This is a genomic window from Aquimixticola soesokkakensis, from assembly GCF_900172375.1.
GTDB classification, from domain to species: domain Bacteria; phylum Pseudomonadota; class Alphaproteobacteria; order Rhodobacterales; family Rhodobacteraceae; genus Aquimixticola; species Aquimixticola soesokkakensis.
Window position 1 is genome coordinate 63,431 of the sequence record NZ_FWFS01000011.1, and the last position, 16,661, is coordinate 80,091.

General features: G+C 63.7%; 15 protein-coding genes. 9 read left to right on the top strand and 6 right to left on the bottom strand.

From position 1 onward, the window contains the following. Positions 1-107 precede the first annotated feature (107 nt). The gene (locus AQS8620_RS14180) at positions 108-926 is read left to right on the top strand and encodes a sugar phosphate isomerase/epimerase family protein (RefSeq protein ID WP_085837680.1); all 819 of its coding nucleotides are present in this window, start codon (positions 108-110) and stop codon (positions 924-926) included. Position 927: 1 nt separating this feature from the next. Next, positions 928-2,664 carry a dihydroxyacetone kinase subunit DhaL gene (dhaL, locus tag AQS8620_RS14185; RefSeq protein ID WP_085837681.1) on the top strand — a complete coding sequence of 579 codons (1,737 nt, stop codon included), beginning with the start codon at positions 928-930 and terminating at the stop codon, positions 2,662-2,664. Positions 2,665-2,736: 72 nt separating this feature from the next. On the opposite strand, the gene AQS8620_RS14190 is transcribed toward dhaL, so the two are convergent. Together AQS8620_RS14190 and AQS8620_RS14195 are read right to left on the bottom strand one after the other, a co-directional pair. Further along, positions 2,737-3,822, bottom strand: coding sequence for a ParB/RepB/Spo0J family partition protein (locus AQS8620_RS14190; protein ID WP_085837682.1), 1,086 nt, complete (start codon positions 3,820-3,822; stop codon positions 2,737-2,739). A 4-nt stretch (positions 3,823-3,826) separates the two neighbouring features. Continuing rightward, positions 3,827-5,230, bottom strand: a complete 1,404-nt coding sequence (locus AQS8620_RS14195; protein WP_085837683.1) for an AAA family ATPase — start codon at positions 5,228-5,230, stop codon at positions 3,827-3,829. Positions 5,231-5,840: 610 nt separating this feature from the next. Here AQS8620_RS14195 and AQS8620_RS14200 point away from each other — a divergent pair. From AQS8620_RS14200 to AQS8620_RS14210, 3 genes are read left to right on the top strand one after another with little or no spacing between them, the layout of a single operon-like run. Continuing rightward, a complete protein-coding gene (locus tag AQS8620_RS14200) occupies positions 5,841-7,019 on the top strand; it encodes a replication initiation protein (protein WP_085837684.1) in 1,179 nt (392 codons plus the stop codon). Continuing rightward, positions 7,016-8,158: an AMP-binding protein gene (locus AQS8620_RS14205; protein ID WP_085837685.1), complete on the top strand. Its 1,143-nt coding sequence runs from the start codon at positions 7,016-7,018 to the stop codon at positions 8,156-8,158. Before AQS8620_RS14200 ends, AQS8620_RS14205 begins: the two co-directional genes overlap by 4 nt. Continuing rightward, positions 8,155-9,273, top strand: a complete 1,119-nt coding sequence (locus AQS8620_RS14210) for a thiolase family protein (protein WP_085837686.1) — start codon at positions 8,155-8,157, stop codon at positions 9,271-9,273. Before AQS8620_RS14205 ends, AQS8620_RS14210 begins: the two co-directional genes overlap by 4 nt. Here AQS8620_RS14210 and AQS8620_RS14215 read toward each other — a convergent pair. The 4 genes from AQS8620_RS14215 to AQS8620_RS14230 are packed head-to-tail and all read right to left on the bottom strand — an operon-like array spanning position 9,254 to position 11,847. Further along, positions 9,254-9,910: a nitroreductase gene (locus tag AQS8620_RS14215; RefSeq protein WP_234990500.1), complete on the bottom strand. Its 657-nt coding sequence runs from the start codon at positions 9,908-9,910 to the stop codon at positions 9,254-9,256. The genes AQS8620_RS14210 and AQS8620_RS14215 overlap by 20 nt on opposite strands. A gap of 29 nt (positions 9,911-9,939) precedes the next feature. Then, positions 9,940-10,482: a biotin transporter BioY gene (locus tag AQS8620_RS14220; RefSeq protein WP_085837688.1), complete on the bottom strand. Its 543-nt coding sequence runs from the start codon at positions 10,480-10,482 to the stop codon at positions 9,940-9,942. 8 nt (positions 10,483-10,490) lie between these two features. After that, the gene (locus AQS8620_RS14225) at positions 10,491-11,132 is read right to left on the bottom strand and encodes a CbiQ family ECF transporter T component (protein ID WP_085837689.1); all 642 of its coding nucleotides are present in this window, start codon (positions 11,130-11,132) and stop codon (positions 10,491-10,493) included. Continuing rightward, on the bottom strand, positions 11,107-11,847 hold the full coding sequence (locus AQS8620_RS14230; RefSeq protein ID WP_085837760.1) for an energy-coupling factor ABC transporter ATP-binding protein: 741 nt from the start codon (positions 11,845-11,847) through the stop codon (positions 11,107-11,109). The genes AQS8620_RS14225 and AQS8620_RS14230 overlap by 26 nt, the downstream gene beginning before the upstream one ends. Before the next feature lie 387 nt (positions 11,848-12,234). On the opposite strand from AQS8620_RS14230, the gene AQS8620_RS14235 reads away from it, so the two are divergent. From AQS8620_RS14235 to AQS8620_RS14250, 4 genes are all read left to right on the top strand, one after another. Continuing rightward, positions 12,235-13,179 carry a GAF domain-containing protein gene (locus AQS8620_RS14235; protein ID WP_085837690.1) on the top strand — a complete coding sequence of 315 codons (945 nt, stop codon included), beginning with the start codon at positions 12,235-12,237 and terminating at the stop codon, positions 13,177-13,179. Positions 13,180-13,359: 180 nt separating this feature from the next. Beyond that, a complete protein-coding gene (locus AQS8620_RS14240) occupies positions 13,360-13,707 on the top strand; it encodes a cupin domain-containing protein (protein ID WP_234990501.1) in 348 nt (115 codons plus the stop codon). A gap of 275 nt (positions 13,708-13,982) precedes the next feature. Then, positions 13,983-15,635 carry an ABC transporter substrate-binding protein gene (locus AQS8620_RS14245; RefSeq protein ID WP_085837692.1) on the top strand — a complete coding sequence of 551 codons (1,653 nt, stop codon included), beginning with the start codon at positions 13,983-13,985 and terminating at the stop codon, positions 15,633-15,635. Between the two features lie 48 nt (positions 15,636-15,683). Next, a complete protein-coding gene (locus AQS8620_RS14250; protein WP_085837693.1) occupies positions 15,684-16,601 on the top strand; it encodes an ABC transporter permease in 918 nt (305 codons plus the stop codon). Positions 16,602-16,661 lie beyond the last annotated feature (60 nt).

The window sequence follows — 16,661 nt, forward strand, 5'->3', positions numbered from 1 at the left end:
GATGTCGGGTTTCGTTTCCCTCCCCTGCCCGCTTGCGCTTAGGTCAAGAGCAGGAGGAGCGCGCCCGAGACGACGGACGCGCCACAAGGGAAATACTGGAGGATCACATGAAGCTCGGACTGGGCAGCTACACCTATCGCTGGTCGATCGGTCTCAAGGACCGCATCCCCGCGACCCCGCTCACCGCATTCGACCTGCTTGAGCGCGCGCAGGCGCTTGGCCTGTCTGTGGTGCAATATGCCGACAACATGCCGCTCGACCGCCTGTCACAAGCCGACCACCACCGCCTCTACGAGGCCGCGCAGGCCAAAGGACTGGCGCTGGAACTGGGCACACAATGCTTTGATGCCGACGAGGTGGACCGCTACCTCGACATCGGCGAACGCCTGCACGCCAGGATCATGCGCGTCGCCCTCGACGAGGCCGACGGCCACCTCAGCGTGCCCGATCTGGCCGAACAACTGCGCCCGCGCATCGACAAAGCCCGCGCCAAGGGCATGAAAATCGCCATCGAAAACCACTTCAACTACCCCAGCGCGCGCATGGTCGAGCTGCTGGAAACGGTGGATGACGACCACCTCGGCGTCTGTCTGGATGTGGCCAATTCCATCTGCGCCAACGAGTGGCCCGAAGAAACCATCGCCCTGCTCGCGCCCTATACGATCAACCTGCACCTCAAGGATTATGAAATCACACCAGACCCTTACGGGGTGGGCTTTCGCATCCACGGCGTGCCTTTGGGACAGGGCCGCGCCCCGATCGACTGGACGCTGGATCAACTCAAACACTGCCCCGCCGATATGAGCGTCATCCTCGAACACTGGCTGATGCCCGAAAACGGCGACATTTCCGACGCGATTGCGCGCGAACAGCCGTGGATCGAACAGACCGTCGCGGCGGCCAAAGACTTTGTGAAAGGACGCTGACATGAGCGACGATATCCGCACCAAGAAACTGATCAACGCCCCCGAAGATATCATGGAACAGGCCATCGCCGGGATGCTCAGCGCCCATCCCGACATGCTCTGCGTCGAAGGCGCTACGGGCCGCGCCATCGTTGCCAAAGACGGCCCGCGCGACGGCAAGGTCGGCGTGGTGATCGGCGGCGGCTCGGGCCATGAACCGGCCTTTGCGGGCTACGTCGGGCGCGGCCTTGCGGATGCGGCCGCCATCGGCAACGTCTTTGCCTCCCCCTCCCCCGAACAGATCCTCGATGCGGCGCGCGCCGCCGACGGGGGCGCGGGCGTGCTGCTGCTCTATGGCAATTACACCGGCGATGTGATGAACTTCGACATGGCCGCCGAGGGCTGCGCCCCCCTTGGTATCCCCGCCAGATCCATCGCCGTGAGCGACGATGTGGCCTCCGCCCCCAAGGGCCGCGAAAACGAGCGGCGCGGCATCGCGGGCGATTTCTTTGTGTTCAAGATCGCCGGCGCCGCTGCCGAATCGGGCCGCGACCTTGCCGCCTGTCACGCCGCCGCCAGCCGCGCGAATGCGCGCACCCGCTCGATGGGCGTGGCGCTCTCGGCCTGCTCGCTGCCCCAAACCGGAAAACCCAATTTCGACCTTGGCGCGCGCGACATGGAAATCGGCATGGGCATTCACGGCGAACCGGGGATGCGGCGCGGCGCGCTTGACACCGCCGACAGCGTCACCGACGAACTGATGGACGCCATCCTTGCCGACATGCCGCTGGGCAAGGGTGATGAGGTCGCGGTTCTGGTCAACGGTCTGGGCGCGACCAGCCCGCTCGAACTCTACATCCTGCACAACCGCGTGGCGCAGATTCTGGCGATGCGCGACATCAAGATCCATCACTCCTGGGTGGGGGAATATTGCACCTCGCTCGAAATGGCCGGGGCCTCCATTACGCTCCTGCACCTCGATGATGACCTCAAAACGCTGCTGGATGCGCCCTGTCGCACCCCCGCGCTCACGGTTGCCGGTGCGCTGGCGGCTGCGGGCCCGCGCAGCCAGCGCACCCACGCCCAAGCCGCCGCCACCGCGCAGGCCGATCTGGCCAGCCTTGCCACTTCGGGCGACATCACGCCGCAAAAATTTCGCGACCTGATGCTGGGCGTCGCCGATGTGATCCACGCGAATCGCGACTGGCTGTCGGAACTGGACGGGGTGATCGGCGACGGGGACCATGGCGTGACGATGGACATCGGCTGGACCGCCGTGCGCCGCGCCCTCACCGAAACCGACGACCCCACGATCACCGCCATATCCGCCCGCATGGGCAAGGCGTTTCTCGATGCGGTCGGGGCCTCTTCGGGCCCGCTCTACGGCTCGGCCTTTCGCCAAGCGGGCGACAATGTTGCCGACCGCCTGAACCTGGACGCGGGCGCGATGGTCGCCTGGATCGAAGGCCTGTGCACCGGCATCCAGTCCCGCGGGGGCGCGCAGGTGGGCGACAAGACCATGATCGACGCCTGGGTACCTGCGGTCGCGAAGGCGCGCGAGGCGCTGCAATCGAATGCTGCGCTCAAGGACTGTGTGGCGGCGGCGATGCAGGGCGCGCAAAACGGCCGCGACTATACCGCTGAAATCGAAAGCCGCCGGGGGCGCTCGGCCAAGCTTGGCGCGCGGTCTCTGGGCCATGTCGATCCCGGAGCGGCCTCGGCCCACCTGATCCTGCAAGCCATCCACACAGGTCTCTAACCGCCCGGTTAGAGACGAAATCAGCGGCCCGCGCCCCCAAAGGACGCGGGCTTTTTTTCCATCGAATCTTTGTTAATCTGGCCGCTCCAGAAGGCGCGAGATCTCCGCCATCACCAGATCGACCAATTCGCGGTCCACCCGCTTGCCCTTGAGGCGAATGGTCCAGCCCTGCGCCTCCTCGACGCTGCTCAACGTCACCCCGCTTTGCAACGAAACCTCTTGCGCCACGCGCGCCGCCGCCCGCGGGCGCCCTCCCCGCTTGGGATCCACCGCCGCAGGGGCCAAGGTTGCCAAAGCCGCCTCGATCATCCCCGCTTCCTGCGCTGGCGTTTCGGGCACGCCACTGGCCAGCGCCTCGCGCAGCCGCGCCTCATGCCCCTCGCGCAGGGCCGCCGCCAGTTTCAACCCCTCGCGTTCCTTGATCAGATCGGGAAAGGTCAACATATCCCCCAACTCCTCGAAGATCAGCGCAAAGGATCGGATTTTCGACCGCTTGGCTTTCGAGGCCATGGGAAACAGGCCGTTCACCGCCGCTTCGGTGTTCACAAACGCCCCCTGCTGGCTGGCGATCACCGCGATGCGGCCACGCTCGAAATGGCTCAAAGCCGCACGGATCTCGTTTTCCTCGATCATCGCCGCAAAAGTGCCGCCCATGGCTTGCGGATCGCGCACAAGGGCCTTGATCGTGGCATAGCGCCCGCCCTTCAGCGTGTTCAGCGCCTGCGTCGCGCGCAGCCGCCGATAGCCCGACAAGAGCCCGTATTTGAAGCCCTTGGGATCATCCGTCAGCGCGAAAACCTCGATCGGCAACCGCAGCCCGTTGGCCGCAATCGACATCTGCAATTCGTTCATCTCGTCGGCATCCAGAACGACGCGGTCGCGCACCAGCGCATCCGCATCGATCTCTTCAAGCGCGATTTCCGCGATGACGAGACCTTTTTCCTCAACCGCCCGCATCCGCGCCGCATCGGATTTGTCGCGCGCCGCCTCTGCGCGCGCCTCTGCGGGGCGGGGGTCATAGGCCCCTGCGGTCTCGGCGGCGACCTGCGCGATGGGCGCGGACATCGGGCCGCGCGGCGCGGTTTCGCGGCGAAACTCCTCTTCGAACCGGCTGATATCGTCTGCCGAGGGCGCTTCAAGTTTTCTACGTTTGGCCATGCGCTTAGCCCTCCCCGTTTTCAGTCTTCATCATCTGCAAATCGCGCCACCAGGTGCCCAGGATCACCTGCTTGACCTCCGCCCATGTGCGATCGAACGTCTCGCGCCCGCGCACATAGGTGTCGCGATTGAAGTCGCGATAATCGGTTTCGTAAATGCCCGACACCTGTTCGCCCGCCTGCCCGACCATCGCCGTCACCTCCTGACGATAGGTGGTCATGAAGTCCCCGAAATAGGCCTGCACAACATTCGCCAGATCGGTCTGCTGCGCCGCATCGAACCGCGTGATCAGCGCACGCACGGCGTCCCATTCAAACCGCATTTCCGGCAAACCATCGGCGCGCCGGACCCGGTTTTCCCCCTCTTCGATGGAGGCAAAGGTGGAATAGATCATGTCGAAAAACCGACCCGTCGAATCGAATTCCAGAAAGCTCGCGCCAAGGGGCACCAGCAAAATATCCGCCGCCGCCAAAGCGTTGATCGTCAGATAGCCAAGCGCGGGCGGCGTGTCGAGGAACACCATGTCGTAGTCATCCAGCAAACCGCCCTCCGACAGGGCGTTGGACAGCGAATCCCATAGCGCCCAGGACTTGAGCTGCATCCGCCAGACGGGCACCTGAAACTCCGCCCAATAGAGGTTCAACTGTGCGCCGATCAGGTCGATATTGGGCCAATGGGTTTTTTGCACAAGGTTTCGCGGCGAAACCATTAAGGCCTCGTTCAGGGTTTCGTCGAACACAAAGGGCGCCTGCCCCGAAGCTTCGCGCACCTTGTTTTCCGCCTGCAACGCCAGAGCATAGTCGCGCGCCATCAAGGGGAAAACCGTCTCCCATTCATCCGCAACCGTCCCGCCCAGGATGGAGGTCATCGACCCCTGACTGTCGAGGTCGATCACCAGAACCTTGTAGCCATCCAGCGCCGCCGACATCGCCAGATGCGCCGCCGTGGAGGTCTTGCCGACACCGCCTTTGAAATTGGCAACCGCGACAACTTTGGCGGCAAGCCCCTCGGGACGCCACGCGCGATACTCGCGATCCTTCGCGCCTTCGGCAGCAAAATGGTCGCGCAGCTTCAGGATTTCTTCGAGGGTGAACCATTTCGATCCCCCCTCGCCCTCGCCCTGGGGCAAATCAGGATGGGCCTTGAGAACACGGCGCAGATGCGCGGCGTTCACCGGCAGCAAATATTTGCACACCTCCCAGGTCGAAAACTTGCGCAGCCGTTTTTTGCCATCCGGCGCGTAGCCGCGTTTGGCCAGATCATCGCGCCCGCGCGCCGCAAAAGCAGCCGCTTTCGCAAAGCGCGCGGTGTCGATAGGATCAGACAGGGATTTCGCCGCCTGCTCGGGGTCGATGTTGAAATAAGGGGGAAGATCTGCCTTGCCCGAAGGGCCGGATTTACCTGTCATGTTGCCTCTGCATGTCCGCTGTTTCGCGTGATATGCTTGGAAGTATCGCACATGCCGAAGGATCTGTGAAATGATCCCTTACCCTTTTTACCTGAAAAGACAAAGCCAGCCATCTGTTTAGGTTTTTTTAAGAATATTTAGACTCTTTAGGTCCAGAATATTTTATTCCATTCAATGGATTAGCAGGATCTGGGTTGCCGTTTACAGGCGCAAGGGCACCGATTTACGGGGGCAAAGGTACCCGAATTCAGGACGAAGGGTCGCGATTCTCGGGGAGGCGCGACCTTTCAAGCGCATGCAGGGGCCTCTTCTTATGCGCTAGACCCTATTTGCGGTGAATTAGGGTCTATGCGAAACGAATCAGATTGGGCGACAGAATCAGCGGCGTCTCGCAATCCCGTATTTGGGTCCCTTAAGACGCCGCGCTTTTCCTTAGGTGCCTGTTTACGGGAGCGCGCTAAAACCTGCGCTGGCCCTGCCATCAGGTGCCAAATGAAACGTTGATCGCGGATACCTTATCATCAATACTTGCCGCAACCGGTCGCGGACCCGAGTCGTGACGATTGGAGGCAGCGCAAAGCGCTTAACAGCAGGAAACAGGATCACAGCGATGGACGAAATTGCGCGCGATCAACTGAGCGGCTCATTGCGGCGCGGTGCGGTCAAAAAGAACGTTGCAGCGATCCATGTGTCGGGCAAGCTCACGCTTTTGCAGCGCAAGCTGTCCAATGTCTTGTTGCTCAACGCCTATGACACGCTCATCAGCCAGCCGGTGCATCACATCGATGCACGCACCCTGACGATGATGATCGGGTATAATTCCAACGATATGGAGACCCTGAAACAGTCGCTGCGCGGCCTTGCGGAAACCGTCGCCGAGTGGGACATGCTCGATGCTGACGGGCAACAGGAATGGGGCGTGTCGTCGCTGTTGAGCTATGCCAAGCTCAAGAGCGGCATCTGCGAATATGCCTATTCTCCGGCGCTGGCAGAAAAGTTGAACGACCCCAAGGTTTTCGCCCTCATCAACCTCAATATCCAGCGCCGCTTTACCAGCGGTCACGCTTTGGCGCTGTATGAAAACTGCTACCGTTTCGTGCGGACCGGATCGACGGGGTGGTGGTCGCTGGATCTGTTCCGCCGTCTCATGGGGGTCGCCGATAGCCCCTATTACGAGGTCTTCAAACATCTTAACGCCAAAGTCATCAAACCGGCGGTGGCCGAGGTGAACAAGACCTCCAACATCGTGGTGACGCCGGAGACGCGCAAAATGGGGCGCTCGGTTACCGATATCCGCTTCAAGATTGCCGAAAACCCCCAGCTTTCGATTCTCGATCTTGATGACGGGGAAGGCCTGCGGGCCTCGCCGGTCTATGGGCGGCTGGTGGCTCTGGGCGTGAGCGACCGTTTGGCGCGCCAGTGGGTCAAGGAACATGGCGAAGACTATGTGCGCGGCAAGTTGGACTATGTCGCCGGACAGGGCGGGGTGAAAAACGCGGTGGGCTATCTCAAGGCGGCGCTGACCGAGGATTTCGGCAGCACGGTTTCGCCGCGAAACCCCGGCGTCCCGCAAGCGCCCGTCAGTGATCGCGGCAAGCGTTTGGCGCGGGTGCGCGACCTTGCCGCCGCGCGCACGCCGACCCAGCGCGATGCGGACAAGCGGTTGTTCGGCTCAAAGCTTGAGGGGGCTGCGCGCGATGATTTCGAGCGGCACGGCTGGATGTCGGCGCTGAATGCCCGCGCGATTGAGGCTTTTTGGGAAGACCTCGTTCCCGGAGCGTTCGAGTGACAGGGCCGCGCTTTGTCTGGGACCCGCGCGCGCAGCTGAGCGTGCCCGCAGGGGGGGAGCACTGCGCGCGCGCCGTGATCGCCGCAATACAGGCGGGGGCGGATTTCGCGATGAGCCCGCAGGGGGTGACGCGCCTGCCCTCCGCGCGGGGGGTGTTTCACAGCCGCAGCGGCGGCACGACGGGGGCGCCCAAAACCATCGCCCGCAGCCACGCCTCGTGGATCGCGAGTTTCGAAATGTCGCGCGCGGCTTTGGCGGTCGCGGCGCGCGATGTCTATGCGGTTTTGAGCGGGCCGGAGCATTCACTGGGTCTTTACGCTTTGGTGGAAGCGGGACATCTGGGCGCTGATCTTCACGTGCTGGCGGGGCTGCGACCACGCACGCAGCGCGCCGCTTTGGCGCAGGCGCAGGTGAGTGTGCTCTATGCCACGCCAACGCAGTTGCGGCTGCTCTGCGATGCGGGGGAGGGGGCGATTGCTGCGGTGCGGCATGTGCTGTGCGGCGGCGGGAAATTGCCCGCCGGCCTGCGCGACGCGGTGGCACGGCTGTTTCCCAACGCGCGCCTGCGCGAATTTTACGGTACCTCGGAAACCAGTTTTATCGCGTGGGACGCGGGGGGCGACGTGCCCGAGGGCGCTGTCGGCACAGCCTATCCGCAGGTCGAGATCGACATCCGCCGCTTTGATGGCACCAGCGGCGAGATCTGGGTGCGCAGCCCCTATCTGTTCGAGGGCTACGCCGCAGGCGACAGTGCCGACACCCGATGGGAGGGCGGATTCCTGAGTGTCGGGGAACGCGGAACGCTGGATGCGCAGGGGCATCTGTTCGTGGCCGGACGGCAGAACCGGATGGTGACCATCGCCGATCAAAACGTGTTTCCCGAGGACATCGAAGCCTTGGTGATGGGGGCGGGCGGTGTGGCGCTTTGTGCGGCGATGCCGGTGACGGATACGCGGCGGGGCACGCGGCTGGTGCTGGTTGTCGGCGGCGACGCTGTCGATGACGCGGCGCTTTTGGCGCTGTGTCGGGCGCGGCTTCATCCGTTGGCGGTGCCACGGCGGGTGATCCGTCTGAGCGACTTCCCGCAGCTTGCCTCGGGCAAGCCGGACCTGCGGGCGATTGCGGAGCGGATCGCATGAGCGGTGTGTGGATCACCGGGGCGGCGCGCACGCCGGTGGTGCCGCGTGGCGGGGCCCTGGCGCGCCTCGAGCTGCCCGATCTTGGCGCACCGGTGGTGCGCGCGGCGCTGGCGCAGGCCGGTCTGGACGCGGGTCAGGTGGGGGAGGTGATCCTGTCCAACGCCCTGGGCGGGGGCGGTAATCCGGCGCGGCTGGTGGCGCTGGCGGCCGGATTGCCCGAGCGGGTCGCGGGTCTGAGCATTGACCGGCAATGCGCGGGGGGGCTGGATGCGCTGGTTTTGGGGGCGGCGCTGATCCGCGCGGGACAGGCCGAGGTGGTCGTTGCGGGCGGGGTCGAAAGCTATTCGCGCCGCCCGTTGCGCCTGCGCACCGATCCCGACGGCGGCGCACCCGTGGCCTTCGAGCGTCCGCCCTTTACGCCCTGGCCCGCGCGCGACCCCGAGATGGTCGATGCCGCGCAGGCGCAGGCGCAGCGGTTGGGAATCAGCCGCGCGGCGCAGGACGACTGGGCCATCGAGAGCCATCGCAAGGCGCGGGCGGCGCGGTTTGGCGCGGGCGAGATCGTGCCGCTGGCGGGGGCAACGCGCGATGCGTTTACGCGCAATTTATCGCCCCGCCTTTGTGCCCGCGCGCCGATGGTGAGCGCGACGATCAGCGCGGCGACCGCGGCGGTGGCCGCGGATGGGGCGGCGTTCTGCGTGCTGGTGTCGGATCGCGTGGCGCAGCAATCGGGCGCAATGCAGGCGGTGGAATATCTGGACGGTGTCACGCTTGGGGGCGATCCCGAATGTCCGGGCGTGGCCCCCGTGGCGGCGATCAAAGCGGTGCTGTCAGGGCAGGGGATGGGCGCGCGCGATCTGGCGGTTGCCGAAATCATGGAAGCCTACAGCGTGCAGGCGATGGCCTGCGTCGAGCTTGCCGCTCTGGCGCACGGCATCGTCAATCGCGGCGGCGGCGCCTTGGCGCGGGGTCATCCCATCGGGGCCTCGGGGACGATCAACGCGGTGCGTCTGGTGCATGAACTCTGTGCGCAGCCCTGTGGGGCCGTGGGCGTGGCGGCGATTGCGGCGGCGGGCGGATTGGGGACGGCGGTGCTTATGCGTCGAAGCCGCTGAGGGTTGCAAAGGCCTCCAGCGGCGCGCGTTCGGTGCGCAGGGTGTTGACGGCGGCCTGCGGATCGGCGCGGCCCAAGGCAAGGCCGCAGACCACCATTTCGTCCTCGGGCAGGGCGAGATGGGCATGGGCAAGATCGGCGTAATTGGCCAATGCGCCGATGCCGCAGGTCGCAAAGCCGCGCGCCTGGGCGGCCATCATCAGCGCCATCAGCGCAAGGCCGAGGTCCATGAAACAGCCTTTGCCCATGGCGGGGTCGATGGTCACGACCACCCCCACGGGGGCGTCGAAGAAGCGGTAGTTGGCGGCAAATTGCGCACGCCGCCCCGCAAGGTCGCGCCGTTCGATGCCGAGGGTTTGGTAGAGGCCGAACCCCGCAGCGCGCTGGCGCGCTTTCAGAACGCCCGGCATGGGGTCGGGAAAGTAGGAATATTGCGAGACGGGCGCGCGGTTTTGCGCGGCGGCCTCGGTGAGGCATGCGCACAGCTGGGCCAGCGGGGCACCTGTGAGGGCGTGGAATTTCCCCGGTTGCAGGTTGGCGCCCGAGGGCGCGCTGCGCGCGGTTTCCAGAATGGCGACCACATCGGCGCGCGGCACCGGATCGCGCAGGAAGCCGCGCACGGAGTGGCGCTGCCGCAAGAGGGTTTCTATCGCAGCAGCGCTTTGGGTCATGCGCGCGAAAGCAGGCTGTCGGGGCGCGCTTTGGCAAGGCCGGAGGTGATGCCGCCGGCCAGCACGGCCTTGATGATATCGCCGGGGATAAAGGCGGTGACGAGCAGCGCGGCTTCGGGGAAGGTTTTGCCCAGCATCAGCGCAAGGCCCATCGCGCCAAAGACATAGAGCACGACCACACCGCCGATGATCGATGCCACGGAGGCGACGAGGGGGAGGGGGCCTTTCCAGCGCTCGACGATCAGGCCGGTGGTGAAGGCGGCGATGGGAAAGCCGACGAGAAAGCCGACGGTGGGCGAGGCAAAGACGCCCAGACCGCCGCGTCCCCCCGCCAGAAGCGGCAGGCCGAGTGCGACGAGCGCGAGGAAGAGCAGCACCGCCAGCGCGCCGCGTTTGGCGCCCAGAACCGTGCCGCAGAGCATCACGGCGAGGGATTGTGCGGTGATCGGCACGCCAAAGCCGAGGGTAACGGCGGGAAGAAATCCGAGGGCGGCGATAAGTGCTGCAAAAAGGGCGATACGGGCGATGTTGCGTTCCATGAAATGTCCTATTTCGGGAATGACGATGGGTTGGGTGGTGATGTTGGGGGAGGTTCTAAGCCGCCGCGGGCGCGCAAGGCAAGCGCGACGTGATCGGCGTCGTCGAGGGCAAGGGCTGCCATCGGGGTGATGATTTTCCAGCTGGGGCGGCGGCGGGCACGGGCGCGCCAGGCCTCGGCGAGGCGTTCGCCTTTGTGGGTGAGGGCAGGGGTAAAGCGGATCACCAGCGCGATGGACAGTTCGATCGCGCGCGTGGAAAGCCCCAGTTTGCGCAGTGGCGTGAGCAGCCACGACAGCACGGCGATCATGTCGCTGAGCGGCGTGGTCATGGTGACGAAATTGGCCAGAGCCACGGCATTGATGAGGCGCAGGCTGATGGTCAGGCCGGCGGCGATTTCGCCGCTGATCCCGTGCCACAGGGCAATCACGAGGAGGAAGGGCCACAGGGGGCGCAGGCTGGTGATCCCGGCGCGGGCAAAAAGCGGGCCTGCGCTGAGGTAGAGCGCGGCGGTGGCGACGCAGGCGAGGCCGAGGGGCGCGGGGGCACTGACGGCGAAGAGGGCGAGAGTTGTCAGCGGCAGCGCCGCGAGTTTGACGCCCGCGGGGAGGCGGTGCGCCCAGATTTTAGTCGGGGAGGTCAGCGAGATCATCGAGCGCCCCCCAGTCGTGCATCTGCGCCACGAAGGGGGGCAGGACGGTCGCGGGCGGGCCATCGGCGCGGATTTTGCCCCCGTCAACCCAGATCACGCGGTCGAAATCCGCGAGCGCGTCGGGGTCGTGGGTGATCAGCACGACGGTGGTGTCGATCCGCGCGACATAGCGTTGCAGTTGCAGGCGGGTGGCGATGTCGAGGCCCGAATAGGGTTCGTCGAGCAGCACGGTTTTGGGGGCCATCGCCAGAACGGCCATCAGGCAGACCAGTTGTTTCTGCCCCTGCGAGAGGGTGTGGGTCGCGGCATCTTCCCAGTGGGATTTATTGAATTTCGACAGGATGTCAGTGACTTGCGTGGCGACTTGGGATTTGGAGCGGCCCAGTTGCAACAGGCCGAAGGCCAGTTCTTCGCGCACGGTGGGAAAGATGATCTGATGGTCGGGGTTTTGAAACAGGATGCCGATGTTGCGCAGCGCTGCCTTGCGGTCGTGCATCATGTCGGCGCCGTTCAGGGTCGCGGTGCCGCTTGTGGGGGGGATCAACCCTGCGAGCACCCGCGCGAGGGTGGTTTTGCCCGAACCGTTGCGCCCGATGATGCCGATGCGCCGCTCGTTGGCCGTCAAGGTGATGCCGTCCAGCAGGGTGCGCCCCGACAGGCGCAGCGTCAGGTCGCGCAGGTCGAACTGCGGGGCGGGAGTGGATGTGGCACGCAAGAGCTTTTGCTCCAAAGAGGGATCAACGGGGTGTAACGCATCTGTGCAAAGCAGAAATCCCGACAAAGGTCGAGGCGGCGCGGCGATTTTGCGCGACCGAAGGGGGCAGGGGCGCGTTGATTGCGCGACCGAAGGGGCAGGGGCGCGTTGATTGCGCGCCTGAAGGGGGCAGAGGGGGGGTGCATAGAAATCCGGCACTTGGGCCAAAAGCGGATTTTGGCGGGTGTCGGCGCGGTTTTCGGGACGCTTTCAGGTGACAGGGCCGTGGACTGACCCTAACGTAAAGGGGTGTTGGACCCAAGGGCTTGCGGCGCGATGGCGTGGCAGAACCCCGCAGAACCCCTTGGAAACGGACGGGTTTTGCCCCTAAACTGGACTGGAAACATTATGAGTGCGATTGCCGAAGCTCCCCCCAAAACATTCATTCACGTCGCCGAGGTCTGGGTGCCGATGGATGGCGTCTTGCAGCAGAAATCCGGCCTTTATTCGACCAAACCCGAGTTTGCCAAAGCGTCGGTCAAGGAATCCTTTGCCAAGGGGGAGGGTCTTCCGGGCAAGGCATGGGCAGAGGCGCGGCCGGTTGTTTTGAAGGAATTCGACGGCTCCTATTTCAAACGCAGCGAGGCGGCAAAAGCGGCCGGTCTGACCAGTGCCGTGGCGATTCCGGTCTTTGCCGGCGAGACGCTGAAAGCGGTGCTGGTGGTTCTTTGCGGCGATGATGCGGCCCATGCGGGCGCGATCGAACTTTGGGGGCAGACGGGTGACTGTCTGGCGCTGGAGGATGGCTATTACGGTACGGCGGCGGCGTTTGCGGGCCTGTCCAAAGAGGTGACTTTTCCGCGCGGTCGCGGGCTTGTTGGCGGGGTTTGGGCCGCGCATACGCCGGTGTTGATGCGCGATCTGGGCGCATCCTACGGGTTTTTGCGGGCGCAGGGCGCGCGCGAGGCCGGTTTGACGACGGGCATCGGCCTGCCTGTCGAGGTTCCGGGCGCGCGCGACTATGTGCTGACGCTTTTGTCGTCGCAAGACACCCCCATCGCGCGGCGGTTCGAGATTTGGGATGCGCGCCCCGAGCTTGTGGGGACGACGCAAAAAGCGCTGCGCATGGACGGGATCTGCGCCATCGAGGGTCTGCTGTGCCCGCGCGAAAACCCCCCAACGGATGCGGTGAGTATCGGCGCCTGGCAAGGGCCGGTCGGGCAGGTGCTTGGGTCTGGATTGCCCTATGTGCAGGGCACAAGCACGGGCTTGCCCGAGGGCTACGGGTCGATGATGGCGCTGCCGATCTATCGCGACGGCGCGCTGACCCATATCGTGGCGTGGTATTTGTAACACCCATCCCATCGGCGGGGGCGGCGGCGCGCGTCGCATCCCCCGATCCGGTGCCAGAGGCGCAGTTCCCCGCAAGCGTCGATCCATAGCGCAATATCAAATTCTTATAGACGCAGGCTAACGCTTGATCCTTTTGTCGAGACTGCATTGTGTGAGGCAGCGACAAAAATGGAGAATACAATGAGCGATAGCATCGAATGGAGCCGTCAAGAAGACGTTGAACGGATTTGGCTGAAAGAGGGTATCGAATTTACCCATCGTTTGATTACCAAAGACAATCAAGGGTCGTCCTTTTCGTTCCACATTACCACGTTCAAACCCGATTTCGAACATACGGCCATCGGCGACGGGGTGCATGAAAGTGTGCTGTTCTGCTTGCATGGCGGGTCGACGCAGACGCTGCCCGACGGGCGCGTCCACGCGTTCCGCCCGGGGGATGCCATGTATCTGCCCAAGGAATTCACCTATGAACATAAGGTCGGCAGTGGCGGGCTTGTGATGGCGGTTGCGTGTAACCCCTCGCGGTAAAGACGGCCGGGCCTCACGACAGGGCGCTCAAAGACAGGCGGGCGGCAGCGTTTGATGACGCTGCCGCCCGGTTTGCGTGATCACATCCGCAGGTCGTTTTGAAAATATTTAATCTAATCAAATTTCTACTAGCCATAGCCATCCATTATGGCCCTATGCAGAGTGCTTTGTAGCGCGAAAAAAATTCCACTCCTACGCTGAATTCCAATCTGGAGGGCCGTTTTAGACATCCCGACGGATTGCAAAAAAATAATCAACGGGGAAACGAATATATCATGCGACATCCATTTATAAATCGCTTTGCCGCACAATCGGCCTCCACGCTGACATCGCACATTCGCAAGCGCGCCAAAGCCGCGGGCAAGACACTTTTGATGTCCAGCGCGGCAGCGGTCATGGCGCTGCAAGCCGCCGCCCAGGACGTGACGGTCGTCATCGATCCCATCGCCTCCGAGAGCAATCTCTACTGGGAAACCGAGGGGGCGTTTATGTTGCCCTCGCTGCAGGGTCTGGTGGGCAATAATCCCGAAACCGGAAAATACGATACCAGCGGGTTGGCCGAAAGCTGGAAGGCAAATGAGGATCTGACCTCCTGGACCTTCACGCTGAAACCGCAGGCCGAGTTCCACGATGGGTGGGGCCCTGTCACCGCCGAGGATGTGGTGCACAGCTTTAACCTGCATATCGGCGATGACAGCCGTTTGAGCGGCATTGGCAACCTGCGCGACGCGACCGTTACCGCCGTCGATGCCCAGACGGTTCGCTTTGACCTGCCTGCGCCGCAAGCCGATTTCCTGTTCATGCTGGCCGGGCGCGGGGTGCTGGCGATCTACAGCAAGGCACAGTTCGACGCCGAGGGGCTTGAGGGCTACAAAACAAAGCCCGCCGGCACCAGTCCGCTGGTCTATGAGTCCAGCGAGCTTGGCCAGGGGATGACGTTCTCGACCGCTCAAGACCACTGGAGCGGCGTGGATGCCGATTATGACACCCTGTCGATCCGCTTTGTCGGGGAGGCGGCAACCAAGCTGGCGATGTTGCTGTCACATGAGGCCGATATCGTGAGCCTGTCGCGCGAGTTGCAGCCACAGGCGCTGGACGCCGGGTTTGAAATCCTTGCCTCGACACAGGGGGCGTCGCAAACGTCGATGGTCTTTGGCGCGCTTTACACCGATCCCGAGGGGGGCGAATTGCCCACCGGTTTGCCCTGGGCGGATGTGCGGGTACGCGAGGCGATGAACCGCGCGCTGGACCGCTCGCAATTGCTTGAGGTGCTCTACGATGGCCGCGCCGAAGCCCTGCCGGTGTTCACCATGGACGCGCAATACGAGGGTTACACCCCCGCCCTTGCCGATCGTTTCGACGCAGATTACGGCTATGACCCCGAACGGGCGATGGCGTTGTTGGCCGAGGCCGGTTACCCCGATGCCTTTGGCGATCCGGTGATCCCGATCATCGTCACCTCCCTGCCGGGCAACCCGGAATTTCCGCTGATTTCCGAATTGGCGCAGGCCTATTTCGAGGCCGTCGGCTTGCAAACAGAAATGCGTGAAATGGACGGGGCATCCATCCTGTCGGCCCGTCGTGATCGCAATGCGCCCTGGATCATGCCGGTGCGCAATGCGCCGATCCGGCCCGCACAGGTCGGGCTTCAGGTTTATTTCAGCAAGGTAAACCGCCCGACCGCCTATGTGGATGACGCGCAAATCAACAGCGTGTTTGACGAACTTGCGGCCTCGACCGACATGGCCGAGCGCGATGCGCTTGCCTCGCAGATTTTCACCAAGCTCTATGATGATTACACCCACATGCCGCTCGCGAAAATCTTTGCCGAGGTCACGGTCGATCCCGACACGATCACGGGTTGGACCTTTCCCGGGTCGACGTCGAGCGGGTTGAGCCATTTCGAGCTGATCAAGACCGCTGAGTAAATGCATCTCGGGATGGCCTGCGGGCCGTCCCGACCAAAGGGATCGGTCATGAAACGCTATATTCTCATTCGGCTGCTCGAAAGCCTTGCGGCGATCTTTGTGATCACCGTTCTGGTGTTCGCCTTGACGCATATGTCGGGCAGCCCCGTGGATGCCTTGTTGCCGCAAGACGCCACTCAAGAACAAATCGACGCGCTCGTCAGCGCCTGGGGCCTCGATCAGTCCTTGCCCCGCCAGTACCTCTCGTTTCTGGGCAATGCCCTTCAGGGGGATTTCGGGGACTCGCTGAAATGGCGCGGGTATTCGGCGATGGGGGTTGTTGCCGACCGCCTGCCGCAGACGCTTTATCTGGGGGGGATTGCGGTCGCGATTTCCGTCGTTGTCGCCCTGCCGCTGGGGGTGATGGCCGCGATGAGAAAGGGTGGCAAGCTTGATAAAGCGGCGCAATTGTTCAGCCTTTTTGGCCAGTCCATCCCGCAATTCTGGTTCGCGATCCTGCTGATCTGGTTCTTTGCGGTGGCGCTTCAGCTCTTGCCGACCTCCGGTTCGGGAAGCTGGCAGCACGTCATCCTGCCCGCCATCGCGATGGCGTGGTTCCAGATTGCCGCGCTGAGCCGCCTGACGCGCTCTGCCATGCTCGAAGTGCTCGACGCCGAATATGTCAAACTGGCGCGGGTCAAGGGGGTGTCGGAAACCCGGGTGGTCTGGGTCCATGCCCTGCGCAATGCCGCCGTGGTGCCGCTGACCTATTTCGGCGTGCTTGCCGGTTCGGTTTTGACCGGTTCTGTGACCATCGAAACCGTCTTTTCCTGGCCGGGTCTGGGCTGGGTCGCCATCGAGGCCATCCGCGCGCGGGATTTTCCCGTGGTGCAGGCCGTCGTGGTGATTTTCGCCCTCATCTACATCGTTTGCAACTTTTTGGTGGATATTCTGAATGCTTACATCGACCCGCGCGTCCGCGCCTGAGCGGTCACCAAAGCGGCGCCGGATAGTGTCCGCCAGCCTTTGGACCCTGCCTTACTTTCC